Raw genomic sequence first — 11,586 nt, 5'->3', positions numbered from 1 at the left:
CTTACTTACGCATGGCCAAGCTCAAACACCTGCCGTCCAATCCGCTGCTCGCCGCCGTGCCGCGCGAACATGGCGTTACGCGCCACTTCGCCTGATGTCAATTTCCACTGAAAACGGCATAGAGCCATAAAAAATCCTGGCTGGTGAGAGACGGCATTATCTGGGACAATATCAGGTCATCTTGGGCACGACCTGAGCCTCTGCCTTAGTAAACAGTATTCTCGCAGGACTTTTCCATCATGCAAAAACTAACGGACAAAGAAATACGACAGGCACTCATTGTCCATTTAAGACGAAGAGCGAAGCCGCCGCATGCTACTCTGGAAGAGGTTCACGTCTGCAATGGAAACGCAATTGCCGACGTTGTTGCGGTTTACAAAACTATGCATTGCTATGAAATTAAAGGTGAAACCGACTCGATAAACCGGATCGTTCGTCAGTCCGAGTTTTACGATCAAGCGTTCCCTTTAATTACGTTGGTGACCACAGTGAATCATTTAAAAAGGGCAGAAGTAATTGTGCCCAAGCATTGGGGCATTATGATTGCTAAACCAGCCCACAACGAATCTGTAATCTTCAAACATGTTCGCGGAGTCACGCGAAATCCGTCATATCTTCCCGAAATTGCATTACTAAGTCTGTGGCGATCAGAATTGATTAATTTTCCTAATTTCAACAGCCCATCACTGGAAAAAATGAATCGGCAAAAAATTGCTGAGTTGATTGCGTCGAATATGCCAATTAGCGCAATTAATGAAGTTGTTGGAAAAGCACTGACCGCTCGCAGTTTGAACAATCCTAGTTTGGATAATCCCGTGCCATGTACTCAATATGAGCACAGATTGTTGGCTTCAGAATTGTTGAAGGGGTAACATTCTTTTCACCTTTTCCATCTGCACGTTCCTGGATAAAGTTATCTCCCCAAGAGTACGGTGCTTTCCGATAAAAACTCTTGTATGCGATTCCCTCGCATATCACGTCATACTGACCATATCCTCCAGTTTTTATTCGACCTCCTCTAGCAATGTAATGTCTATTTTCGTAGGTATAAAATACTTTAGGCGCAGTGACACTAAGTAGTAACTCAGGCGCTATTGTAAGATCGGAGTATAGCGGGCTTACAATAGTGTAATCACCCAACGATAAGGTAATCCCGTTAACCATCGATTGCGCTGCGTGGAAGATTTCAAGTTCAGCTCTCGGGACGACAGATTCATCGCTTGGCTTGGCAATTTCCGTGATCGAGGCTGGAATAGAAGATCCAACGACAATGTACTGTTCAACATCAATGGCTTGTGCGGCCGACGAGGTAAAACTTGCGATCTCCGTTGCGAGCTTCGTTCGATTGCTTTCTAAGCAAACACGGCAGTCAAATACGAAGATCCAATCTGAAAAGACCTTCGACCCCTTTGCGATTAGATCAAGTAATTCGTCTTCTATCACATCGAAAGAAGAGAATTCCTCCGGTTGAAATCGTATCGCCACTTTGTCGGAAATTATTTCCCCCTTGGCCTTCGCATCGAAGATAGTTTGATTATGGTTCAAGGCACGATCTAAGCCGAGGACGGGTACATATTCAAACTCTGAAAATTCTTCAATAATGACTTTGCAATTTGGCGATTTTATCGTCGCGATTGAATCTGGGATATCAAAAGAATCTACAAATATATAAGGAAATGCCTTTAGGTATTTCTCAGCTTTCTTATAACAAGTCGAAACTGCCCGCTCAAAATCACTACGGGTCATTCCATCTTTGCGCGCAAAATCAAAAAAAGGGGTAAGTTTCTTTTTTAGTGCTAAATCTAACATTGAAAGTCCAGATACTTCATTCACCTTGAATTTCAAAAAAGGCGTGTAGTTATAATTGAGCGGCATTCAATATCTCTCTGACGTTATATTTATTAATAATATCGGAGAACAAATCATATCGCTTCTGTTCTCTTTGCAAACGTCCTGCTACGCATTGCACAGGAATACCTAGCCGATCTGCAAAGTTCACAATATCTTCTATGGAATTGGTATATCGAGCAGGGCAACTACGCCACTCGTTTCTCGGAATTAAGCTATCCAAGGCTAGACGATCAGCTTGTTTTTCAATAAGGCTGTCAGATTCAATGTCGAAATCGTCGATGATCGGATCATGCAATGTTTCAGCATGTAACACCACATGCGCAAGTTCATGCATAAGCGTGAACCAGAAATGATCAAGACGGGAATATCTTAAACTTAGCGCAACAACAATATGCCCTGATGGCAGAGAAAATACGGCGCCGTCAAGTTTCATTGACGGAATTGATTCCTCCCAAATAAAAACGATGCCATAAGGTGCTAAATAAGGGCCAATTTTTGGCAAACTCTCTGCATCTTTAAACCGCCTGGGCAAATCGCCGTAGATAGTCCCGTCAAAACCTTTAAACTCAGGAATTGAGTTGGCGGCCAAAAACCACCCCGCTGTACGGCGAACAGACGACAGCCAGAGATTAATCAGAACTTCTGAAGCGTCATCGCGTTTTCGGAAAAGAGCAGCAGAAGCATCACCGCCGCGATATATAAAACTCATCAACTCGGGAATACGTTCGTCGGCCGTGTCGCGATATTTTTTTGGCGCGGCAGTCAAAATCGCATCAGCTTTGAGGAACGCTTCGTAAAATTTTCGCGGCTCGACCGCCGTGAAAGGCGGGCCAGGAAAATCTTCCTCAAGCGTATTTAGGATTTTCATAAAATTATCCTTTCGCCATTGACTCTGGATCAATCCACTCGAAGAACTTCATGCCTTCTTTGTCGTAGGCTTGGAAAGCCTTCATCCCAAGTCGCTCATAAAACTGCTCGGCTTTGGGAAGTGAGTGCAACGAAAACCCCGGCCGAAGCTTCAAATCTTCTTGCGCATAACTAATCACGCACTTTAAAAGTTTCGGTCCCACGCCTTTAAAAATGCGATCAGCCAAAATGTTTTCGCGGTTCCACGGAGCAGCTGCAATATATTCAACATAGAAAATATCCCCAGCACCGGAAACGCTAGACTTCGGATGGTAAATGAGGCATGCCGCTTGGGGGTAATTTTCCGCAACCAAGAAGAACCACTGATAGCTGTTACCTTTGTAGTGCAAACTCTTATTGAGCCAGCGCCAATGAAAATCTTCGAGTTGTGCTGACTCCAGAATGGGGTTAATGTCAATGCCCTTGGCTTCGAGCGACTGAATGTGCCGCATTAGGGTGACGTTGAACGTCCCCCATGAACGATCACACAAGTTTGCAAAAACCAGGTCCCATCCCGCATGAATTGTATAATCGACTTCACCGGCTTTTCCAGCTAATCTTCCAGTCGAAATGATACCGGCTTCGCTGATTGAGGGCGAAGCGACGTCTAACCAATGCCGAATTTCTTCGATCGTGAAGTTCAAATCTTCTCCTTGGTCGTTGCTACTATAGGCATTCCGGCTCTAAAAGATCGCTCAATATTGAACTAAACTTCTGATCGAACGCAGTCGATTACCGATAGGATAACATTCTTGCCCATCTGAAAATACGCAGATTGTCACATTTTCAATACATGTTTAAGCCATGCGCGTGGGAGAGTGAGGCCGGCCCATCCGAGATCGTGCAGCTGGTTGGCGACGTGCGAAAGTATCCGCGCGCGGTCGGACTGCGTGGCATAGCTGCCATCGCGATTGCGGTCGCACAGCTGCTTGAGTTGATAGTTCAAGTCGCGCATCGCATGCTCCTAAAAACAAACTTGGTGTAATCGAGTCAGGTGAGTGTTTCTGGCCACCGTGCTTGCCGCAGCACGGACGGTTTGTAAAGGCCCCGGGACACCACTCCCGTGTATGCGGTGTATTCACTGCTTGCCCGCGCCGCATGCGCGTATGGCGCCGCAATCCGCTCCTTTTGTAGAAGCCTGATCGCGGTGGGACCAGTTACCCAGGGTCCATGGGGTGTGCCTCGCACACGTTGTCGGCCCACGAGGGGCATGGTTGGCAAGCAGCGTTCTGCTGCGCTGATAGCGGTAGATCCGCTGTCACTGGCCGCCGTCACTGAGAAAACAGCGGCGAAGCCCATATAGCGCTTGGTTGCTAGCGCGTCGTCACTGGCAGCAGGCCGCCAGTAACGACGCGCGGTTTGCGCCGCGAACTAGGGCGGCGAATCGACATGCACGCGGCGGCAGATCGCCGCGTGAGGTGGGGACGGTGCGTGAATGCGCACGATGTGACGCGCAGCTCCCTCGAGGGAAGGATGCGCAATATGGATGCAACCTATCCAGGCTGATCGCGGGCTCGCTCAACGGCGAAGCCAATCTAAAAACGAATGTGGAGACTAAGGGCGCGTGACGAGCGCTACGCCTGGCGCGATGCCAAGTTGCGCGAAGGGCGATCCTTCGCGTCGAAAAGCATATTGTCCTCCACCTGGCATCGCGCCGGCATCACCGGCATGAAATTTTCGCCGATTGATTTGTCGAACGCTGATGGAAAAAGACCCGCGATAAACGGCCTGATTTCGGTTGGCGCTTGCGCAGACAACGGTGCATCGTATCGTTCAGCGATAACCACCACTGGAGGACCACATGAGAACGCTACGACAGTCTCCCCAAGCCGATCAGGATTTCAGCACGCTCCGTGCCCTCGAACCCGAAGCACATATGAAGCCCCCACCGAAGCCGGTCTCAGCTAAACAAAGGACGGACCGCACACCGATGCTCTACAAGATCACCAGCGTGATGGAACTGCTGGAAATTTCTCACGCGACGGTTTACCGAATGGTCGCGAGCGGCCAGCTGGACCTTGTGAAACTTAGTGCCCGGTCAAGCCGGATCACCTCGGCGAGCGTAGCGCGCATCCTTGCGCAAAAGGGCTCCAAGGACTAAGCTAAACGCATAAGGTTCTTGCATCAGAGGAACCAAATCGGGTGCGATTTGGCGCAAATCGGGATTTTTGACGGTAGTTTTGAGACTGTACTTTCAGACAGCCAGCAATCACAAGGCCTACTTTTCCGTGTGATTCCGGCTCCCGCACCATGGATTCGTATCAAATCGTCTGACCAAACATCAAAACCCGCATGCTTTCAAGCTTGGCGGTTTTTTTGTTGTCTGGCGTTGTCTCAGCCAACAAATATGGTTTTCCACACCGGGCCATTCCAGTGCAATCGTTCTTCGATGTCCTTCCGCTTGTTAACTTAGTCGTGCTCATCGTGCTCGCGTTCAAGCACGTAGGTGCACGCCAACAAGCCCGATGGCTTGAAGTGGCCGTCGGCGCGGCGAAGGCGTCAATCAGCGAATAGATTGACCACAACCCGCCCCCAGATCAACCCGGGGCATTTCGCAACTGCGCTACAATGAGGAACGCACGGGAGCACCTACCATGACCGCGAATTTCGATAGCCTTGAATACGCCAACATCTTGACCGAGGCCGGGGAAACCCCGCTACAAGCTGCGGCGCACGCCAAGGCGATGTCAAACGCTATGGCCGCAATCGCAGCCCTCGCGGCCAAGGTCGACGGCCAAGACAGCAAGATCGAGCGCGCCACCAACGGCCAGGACAGCAAGATCGACAAGCTGGGCAGCAAGATGGACGTACAGACGGCTGAACTCAAGTCGATGATTGCCGCACTTGACGCCAAGGTTGAGCGCACGTCAAAAGAGAGTACGCGCTGGCTCATGGGCACAATGATATCGCTTGGCCTGCTTCAATCAAGCATGATCGCCGCCCTAGCCCTCAAGCTGATCCACTAAACCACAGCCCCGAAAGGGGCTTTTTGCGTCACAATTGAACGCGTGGCAGAGTATGGCTGATCAAAACTCTGCATGCCGAGGTTAAAGCGTGCGCGTGTTTCACTGGAACCAGGAAATCCCATCGCCGTCGACGAGCTTGCGAAACAACAGCCACTGGGCCGCTTCATTGTAGTTTCCCGCTAAAACGGCATAAACCATATATAGGATTATTCAAATAGCCATATTTCCATTGCCCACATGCTATCGTAATTTTTGCAATCTTTCCTGTTCAGGTTGCTTGGTCCGGTGCGGCGGGGGCCCGCCGGTATTCTTTCGATAGTTTGATGGAGGTGTAGAAATGGCTGTATCGTTTAAACCTGCTGTGATGTCCACCCTGTTGCTGGCCATGGCCTTGAGCGCGGGCGCCGCGTCGGCCAACGCGCTGAGCGAGAATTTCGACGGCGGCGTGCCGGGCGGCTGGACGGTCGTCAACAACAGCGATCCACGGGGCGACATCAACTGGTTCCAGGGCAACCCTGCCGTGTTCGCTGCCCAGCAGGGCGCGGCCGCGTCCTACGTCGGCGCCGGCTGGACCAGCGGCAAGGACGTGTCGGCCATCAGCAATTGGCTGATCATGCCAACCTCGACCTACCACAATGGCGACACCCTGTCGTTCTACACCCGCACCGTCGAACACTCGCTCTTCCCCGACCGCCTGGAAGTGCGCTTCAGCAACGTCGGCGGCGCCAATGTCGGCGGGACGGCCGACAGCGTCGGCTCGTTCAGTTCGCTGCTGCTGTCCGTCAATCCCGGCCAAGATGCCAACGTCTATCCGGAAGCCTGGACCAAGTACAGCGTGACGCTGAACGGCCTGTCCGGCGCCACCAGCGGCGCCTTCGCCTTCCACTATTCGCTCGCTGACGGCGGCCCGAACGGCACCAGCTCCAACTATATCGGCCTCGACACCGTGTCGATCACCGCCGTGCCGGAACCGAGCACCTACCTGATGCTGGGCGCCGGCCTGGGCCTGGTCGGCCTGGCACGCAAGCGCAAGGCCAAGGCGGCTTAAGCAGCAAGACCCGGTAGGCCGGCGAGGCAGGCAGCCGCCGCCTCGCCGGCCCGTTCCGCTAGAATGGCGGCATGCCTCCCGCCAAACTCCCCAAATTCCCCGGCCCGCTGACCGCGCGCGGCGCCGTGCTGGCCATCCTCATTTCCGACGCCGACCAGACCGGCGCGCCGCCGCTGCAAGGCCGCACCTCGCTGGCCGCCATCGTCAAGACGCTCAAGCGCAAATACCACTGGCCGGTCGAAACCAGCAGCTTCCCGTCCAACACCGGCGACGGCCGCGCCAGCTGGGCCACGGTCTACAGCCTGCCGCCCGCCGTCATCGCCAAGGCGCTGGACAGCGGCGGCCGCGAATGGCTGGAACGCCGCAGCGCCGCCCACGGCGCGCCGTAACATCTGCTTACTCTGGAAACACTTTCTGCGTCACCAGCTTTGCTCTCCCGCTCGTTATAGGAACAAGCGCCACTGTGGCGCAACCCAGGAGAACAACAATGACGACCACCCCAACCACCCGCATCCACCCATTGATGGCAGTCGCCGCCGTGTCGCTGACGCTGGTCAGCCTGGTCGGCGCCGCGTCCATCGCCGGCCTGCTGCCAAGCTCGCACGCCACCCCTGACACCGCCCCGCTGGCCGCCATGCCGGTGAGCGCCGCGCCTGTACTCGCCAATGCGCCGCAAGCCGGCGCGCCACTGGCCGCCCAGCCTGCGCAGCAATACCGCCAGCCTGTGGCGGAGCACCGCACCGTGCATCACGTGACGCCGCAGGTGCGCCACGTCAACAACGACGGCGACAGCGTCCAGGCGCCAGTGGCCCAGGCGCCGGCCCCGGCACCGGTGGCACAGAACAGCCCGCTCGGCATGGGCATCGGCGCGGTGGTCGGCGGCTTGATCGGCAACCAGGTCGGCGGCGGCAAGGGCAAGACCGCGGCCACCATCGCTGGCGCGGTCGGCGGTGCCTACGTCGGCAACGAGATCGCCAAGAAGAACTAAGCGCGGCACGACGGCCCGGCCCCGCACAGGGGACCGGGCCGCTTTGTTTGCGGCGGAGCAAAGCCGGATTTAGTTTCCCAGTGGAAAATATGACATAATGCCTGCCGTACTAGCGCCACACTCACGATCGTCATGACCACCGCCACCGACCCACACGAAGACTTACGACATTTCTGGAACCAGCGCGTCAAGGCCAGCCGTTGGCTGATCGTCAAGACCTCGGCGCTGGGCGTGCTGGCGGCGCTCTGCGGCGTGCTGGGCCAGGGCTGGCTGGAGGACGCCAGTCCGCTGTTCCCCATCATCAGCCAGAACTACGGCGCCTGGCAGGCCGGCTACCTGCTGTCGCTGCTGGTGATCTTCCTGCTGTGGGCGGCCGCCATGCTGCAAAAGCTCAGCCTGCTGCAAAACAGCAAGCAGGGACGCGCCATGCAGCAGCGCATCGACCAGCACAACGAGCGCATCGCCCAGCAAAAGCTGGAAGCGAAACAGCGCCGCGAACTGGAACAGAAGGAAAAGGAAACCGCCCCCTCCTTCTTCAAGACCTCCCCGCGCAGCAGCAAGTTCGACTACTGAACTACTCGTAGCGCAGGCAGTCCACCGGCAGCAATTTCGACGCCCGGCGCGCCGGGTAGAAGCCGAAGAACACCCCCACCAGGCTGGAAAAGCCGCACGCCACCACCACCGCCTGCAGCGTGATGAACACGTCGAACTTGCCGGTCGAGGTGATCGCCGCCGCCGCCCCGGTGGCCAGCAGGATGCCGAACACGCCGCCGACCAGGCAGATCACCACCGCCTCGGTCAGGAACTGCAGCAGCACGTCGCGCGGCTTGGCGCCGATCGCCATGCGGATGCCGATCTCGCGGGTGCGCTCGGTCACCGACACCAGCATGATGTTCATGATGCCGATGCCACCGACGATCAGCGAAATCGCGCCGATCAGGCCCAGCAGGGCCGCCAGGCCGGCGCTGATCTTTTGCGCGGTCTCGGCGAACGAGGCCAGGTTGTCGATGCGGAAATCGTCCGGCTGCTCGAACTTGATGTGGTGGCGGTCGCGCAAGGTTTCATTGATGTCCTGGATGGCGTCCTGCAGATTGCCGCCGGACTTGCCCTGCGCCACCACGTAATGCACATTGCCGGGGAACGGCAGCCGCACCAGGCTGGCCGCCGAGGCCGTGATCGGCACCAGCACGTAGTCGGCCAGGTCGCCGCCGTCGACCTGCTTGCCCTCGCCGTACAGCACGCCCACCACCTGGAACGAAACGTTTTCAATGCGGATGTACTTGCCCAGCGGGTCGACCTTGTAGAAGAACTGGTCGGCGATCTTCCTGCCGATCACCACCATGCGCGAGGCGGCGCGCACATCGGCCTCGCTGAAGGCGCTGCCCTTGTCGATTTTCCAGCCGCGGATCTTGAACATGGCCGGCGTCACGCCGTGCACCGTCTTCGAGGCGTTCTCGTTGCCGACCGCCAGGTTGAAGCCGCCCTGCAGCACCGGCGCCGCGCCGGCCAGCGACGGCAGCGCGTTCAGCGCCGCCGCGTCGGCCATGGTCAGGGCCGGCGCCGCGCCGCTGCGCAGGCGCTGCTGCTGCGCGCGGTCGCCGCCGGGCGAGATGAACAGCATGTTCGTGCCCAGCTGCTCGAGCTCCTTGGCGATGAAGCGCTTCATGCTGTCGCCCACCGCCAGCAGCAGCACCACCGAGGTGATGCCGATGATGATGCCCAGCATGGTCAGCAGCGTGCGCAGGCGGTTCGCCATCATCGAGCGAAACGCCTCGACCACTATCTGTAAAGGATTCATATCGTTTATACGGTTATCGGTTCATGGCCCTGCGACATCAGCCGCAAGCCTTCGGCGGCCGGGCCGTCGTACAGCACGTGGCCGTCCTTGAGGCGCATCAGCCGCTTGCTGTAGGCGGCGATGTCGGGCTCGTGCGTGACCAGCAGGATGGTGATGCCGCGCTCGTCGTTGAGCTGCTGGAAGGAGCGCATGATCTCCTCGCTGGTCTGGGTGTCGAGGTTGCCGGTCGGCTCGTCGGCCAGGATCAGCGGCGGATCGCCCACCAGCGCGCGGGCGATCGCCACCCGCTGCTGCTGGCCGCCGGACAGCTGGTTCGGCGTGCGTTTCGCGTAATCCTTCAGGCCGACCCGCTCCAGCTCCACCAGCGCCTTGGCGTGCGCCTTGCCGCGCGAGACGCCGGCGTAGATCAGCGGCAGCGCCACGTTCTCGGCCACGCTCATGCGCTTGATCAGGTTGAAGCTCTGGAACACGAAGCCGATGGTGCGGTTGCGGATGGTCGCCAGCTCGGCGCGCGACAGGGTCAGCGTGTCGACGCCGTTGAGGTGGTAGCTGCCGCCGGTGGCCTGGTCGAGGCAGCCAAAGATATTCATCAGGGTCGACTTGCCCGAGCCGGACTGGCCCATCACGGCCAGGAAGTCGCCGCGCGGCACGGCCAGGTTGATGCCGAACAGCACCTGGGTCTCGACGTTGCCGGAAAAGTAGCTCTTGGTGACCTGGCGGATATCGATCAGTAACTGCGCGATCAGCGGTTGCGGCGCCGTCACAGTTCGCCCTGTTTCTCGTTGATGGCGCGGGTGATCACCTTGTCGCCCTTCTTCAGTCCGCCGCCGACGACCTCGGTGTAGCGGAAGTTCGACAGGCCGATCTTGATGTCCCTGGCCACCGGGTTGTTCTTGTCGTCCATGGTGTAGATCTTGAACGAGCGCGCCAGTTCGCTCTTGCTGCGGAAGGCGGCGTCGTCTTCCGGCGGCGGCGTGTCGGCCACGGCGCTGGCCGAGGCCGAGGCGCTGCCGGCCTTGGCCGCGGCCGCCTTGTCCTTCTTGGCCTGCTTCTCGATCTCCTCGTCGCTCAGGCGGAAGCGCAGCGCGGCGGTCGGGATGCGCAGCACCTGCTGGCGGTTGCCGACCAGCAGGCGCACCTGCGCCGTCATGCCCGGCTTGAGCAGCTCCTCGGTGTTGTCCACGTCCAGCACCACGTTGTAGGTGACCACGTTCTGCACCACGTTGGCGGCCAGCCGGAACTGGCGCATGCGGGCGTCGAACTCCTTGTCCGGATAGGCGTCGACCACGAAGCGGGCCGCCTGGCCGTCCTTGAGCGCGCCGACGTCCGCTTCCGAGACGCTGGTGTCGATCTGCATCTTGGTCAGGTCGCGGGCGATCTGGAACAGGGTCGGCGTGGTGAACGAGGCCGCCACGGTCTGGCCCAGGTCCACCGTGCGCTTGATGATGACGCCGTCGATCGGCGAGCGGATCACGCTGTTGTCGAGGTCGGCCTGGGCGCGCGCCAGCTGCGCCTGCGCCAGCTGGATGTTGGCCGTCGCCACGTCGACCTCGCGCTTGGACTGGTCCAGCGCCAGCGGCGAGATGTAGCTCTGCGTCACCAGCGTCTGGTTGCGCTGGTGGGTGGCCTGCGCCAGCCGCAGGCTGGCCCGCGCCGACGCCAGCTGCGCCTCGACCTGGCGGATCTGGGCGTTGAAGATGGTCGGGTCCAGCTTGAGCAGCACCTGGCCTTTTTTCACATGGTCGTTGAAGTCCGCCTTCAGCTCGCTCACCGTGCCCGACACCTGCGAGCCGATGTTGATCAGCGCCACCGGGTTGATGGTGCCGGTGGCCGTCACCGTCTGCGTGATGTTGCCGGTGTCGGCGGTGGCCACGCGGAAGCGCGGCGCCTCGACCACCGGGGTCTTGCTTTTGGAATACCAGGCGGCGCTGGCGCCACCGATCACCAGCAGGCCGATGGCCAGCGCTATCTTTTTCTTGGTCAGGAAAGCCATCGTTTCGTGAGTCCCATAGGTGAGATCCGTCGATAT

General features: G+C 57.7%; 14 protein-coding genes. 7 read left to right on the top strand and 7 right to left on the bottom strand.

The window, feature by feature from the left end:
* Positions 1–239 precede the first annotated feature (239 nt).
* Positions 240–872 (top strand): sce7726 family protein, encoded by a 633-nt coding sequence (locus tag KVP70_RS31165; protein ID WP_217946259.1) that lies wholly within the window; start codon positions 240–242, stop codon positions 870–872.
* Here the strand turns inward: KVP70_RS31165 and KVP70_RS31160 are convergent.
* The 4 genes from KVP70_RS31160 to KVP70_RS31145 all read right to left on the bottom strand — a co-directional run bounded on the left by KVP70_RS31160 (position 799) and on the right by KVP70_RS31145 (position 3,712).
* The gene (locus KVP70_RS31160; RefSeq protein WP_217946258.1) at positions 799–1,875 is read right to left on the bottom strand and encodes a beta family protein; all 1,077 of its coding nucleotides are present in this window, start codon (positions 1,873–1,875) and stop codon (positions 799–801) included. The genes KVP70_RS31165 and KVP70_RS31160 overlap by 74 nt on opposite strands.
* A complete protein-coding gene (locus KVP70_RS31155) occupies positions 1,859–2,719 on the bottom strand; it encodes an ImmA/IrrE family metallo-endopeptidase (RefSeq protein ID WP_217946257.1) in 861 nt (286 codons plus the stop codon). The genes KVP70_RS31160 and KVP70_RS31155 overlap by 17 nt, the downstream gene beginning before the upstream one ends.
* A gap of 4 nt (positions 2,720–2,723) precedes the next feature.
* Complete coding sequence (locus KVP70_RS31150; protein ID WP_217946256.1) at positions 2,724–3,401, bottom strand: GNAT family protein; 678 nt, start codon at positions 3,399–3,401, stop codon at positions 2,724–2,726.
* Between the two features lie 134 nt (positions 3,402–3,535).
* On the bottom strand, positions 3,536–3,712 hold the full coding sequence (locus KVP70_RS31145; protein WP_229225212.1) for a phage integrase N-terminal domain-containing protein: 177 nt from the start codon (positions 3,710–3,712) through the stop codon (positions 3,536–3,538).
* Between the two features lie 846 nt (positions 3,713–4,558).
* On the opposite strand from KVP70_RS31145, the gene KVP70_RS34530 reads away from it, so the two are divergent.
* From KVP70_RS34530 to KVP70_RS31115, 6 genes are all read left to right on the top strand, one after another.
* On the top strand, positions 4,559–4,858 hold the full coding sequence (locus KVP70_RS34530) for a helix-turn-helix transcriptional regulator (RefSeq protein ID WP_229225211.1): 300 nt from the start codon (positions 4,559–4,561) through the stop codon (positions 4,856–4,858).
* 493 nt (positions 4,859–5,351) lie between these two features.
* A complete protein-coding gene (locus KVP70_RS31135) occupies positions 5,352–5,723 on the top strand; it encodes a hypothetical protein (protein ID WP_217946255.1) in 372 nt (123 codons plus the stop codon).
* A gap of 337 nt (positions 5,724–6,060) precedes the next feature.
* Positions 6,061–6,771 (top strand): choice-of-anchor J family PEP-CTERM protein, encoded by a 711-nt coding sequence (locus tag KVP70_RS31130; RefSeq protein ID WP_217946254.1) that lies wholly within the window; start codon positions 6,061–6,063, stop codon positions 6,769–6,771.
* A gap of 71 nt (positions 6,772–6,842) precedes the next feature.
* Positions 6,843–7,160 carry a hypothetical protein gene (locus KVP70_RS31125; protein ID WP_217946253.1) on the top strand — a complete coding sequence of 106 codons (318 nt, stop codon included), beginning with the start codon at positions 6,843–6,845 and terminating at the stop codon, positions 7,158–7,160.
* A gap of 98 nt (positions 7,161–7,258) precedes the next feature.
* Positions 7,259–7,759, top strand: coding sequence for a glycine zipper 2TM domain-containing protein (locus tag KVP70_RS31120; RefSeq protein ID WP_217946252.1), 501 nt, complete (start codon positions 7,259–7,261; stop codon positions 7,757–7,759).
* Between the two features lie 132 nt (positions 7,760–7,891).
* Positions 7,892–8,332, top strand: coding sequence for a hypothetical protein (locus KVP70_RS31115; protein ID WP_217946251.1), 441 nt, complete (start codon positions 7,892–7,894; stop codon positions 8,330–8,332).
* A gap of 1 nt (position 8,333) precedes the next feature.
* Here KVP70_RS31115 and KVP70_RS31110 read toward each other — a convergent pair whose 3' ends face one another.
* From KVP70_RS31110 to KVP70_RS31100, 3 genes are read right to left on the bottom strand one after another with little or no spacing between them, the layout of a single operon-like run.
* A complete protein-coding gene (locus KVP70_RS31110) occupies positions 8,334–9,518 on the bottom strand; it encodes an ABC transporter permease (protein ID WP_217946250.1) in 1,185 nt (394 codons plus the stop codon).
* A 44-nt stretch (positions 9,519–9,562) separates the two neighbouring features.
* Positions 9,563–10,321 carry an ABC transporter ATP-binding protein gene (locus tag KVP70_RS31105; protein WP_332844108.1) on the bottom strand — a complete coding sequence of 253 codons (759 nt, stop codon included), beginning with the start codon at positions 10,319–10,321 and terminating at the stop codon, positions 9,563–9,565.
* Positions 10,318–11,550 carry an efflux RND transporter periplasmic adaptor subunit gene (locus KVP70_RS31100; protein ID WP_217946249.1) on the bottom strand — a complete coding sequence of 411 codons (1,233 nt, stop codon included), beginning with the start codon at positions 11,548–11,550 and terminating at the stop codon, positions 10,318–10,320. The genes KVP70_RS31105 and KVP70_RS31100 overlap by 4 nt, the downstream gene beginning before the upstream one ends.
* Positions 11,551–11,586 lie beyond the last annotated feature (36 nt).

This window comes from Duganella violaceipulchra, from assembly GCF_019166075.1.
Classification (GTDB): domain Bacteria; phylum Pseudomonadota; class Gammaproteobacteria; order Burkholderiales; family Burkholderiaceae_D; genus Rugamonas; species Rugamonas violaceipulchra.
This window is presented reverse-complemented; position numbering and strand designations above follow the sequence as displayed.

Excerpts from the sequence above, each read along its gene's own strand:
- KVP70_RS31145 (WP_229225212.1), bottom strand. The coding sequence starts at position 3,712 with ATGCGCGACTTGAACTATCAACTCAAGCAGCTGTGCGACCGCAATCGC.
- KVP70_RS31115 (WP_217946251.1), top strand. The coding sequence starts at position 7,892 with ATGACCACCGCCACCGACCCACACGAAGACTTACGACATTTCTGGAAC.
- KVP70_RS31160 (WP_217946258.1), bottom strand. The coding sequence starts at position 1,875 with ATGCCGCTCAATTATAACTACACGCCTTTTTTGAAATTCAAGGTGAAT.
- KVP70_RS31135 (WP_217946255.1), top strand. The coding sequence starts at position 5,352 with ATGACCGCGAATTTCGATAGCCTTGAATACGCCAACATCTTGACCGAG.
- KVP70_RS31100 (WP_217946249.1), bottom strand. The coding sequence starts at position 11,550 with ATGGCTTTCCTGACCAAGAAAAAGATAGCGCTGGCCATCGGCCTGCTG.
- KVP70_RS31130 (WP_217946254.1), top strand. The coding sequence starts at position 6,061 with ATGGCTGTATCGTTTAAACCTGCTGTGATGTCCACCCTGTTGCTGGCC.
- KVP70_RS31110 (WP_217946250.1), bottom strand. The coding sequence starts at position 9,518 with ATGATGGCGAACCGCCTGCGCACGCTGCTGACCATGCTGGGCATCATC.
- KVP70_RS31165 (WP_217946259.1), top strand. The coding sequence starts at position 240 with ATGCAAAAACTAACGGACAAAGAAATACGACAGGCACTCATTGTCCAT.
- KVP70_RS31120 (WP_217946252.1), top strand. The coding sequence starts at position 7,259 with ATGACGACCACCCCAACCACCCGCATCCACCCATTGATGGCAGTCGCC.
- KVP70_RS31155 (WP_217946257.1), bottom strand. The coding sequence starts at position 2,719 with ATGAAAATCCTAAATACGCTTGAGGAAGATTTTCCTGGCCCGCCTTTC.
- KVP70_RS34530 (WP_229225211.1), top strand. The coding sequence starts at position 4,559 with ATGAGAACGCTACGACAGTCTCCCCAAGCCGATCAGGATTTCAGCACG.
- KVP70_RS31125 (WP_217946253.1), top strand. The coding sequence starts at position 6,843 with ATGCCTCCCGCCAAACTCCCCAAATTCCCCGGCCCGCTGACCGCGCGC.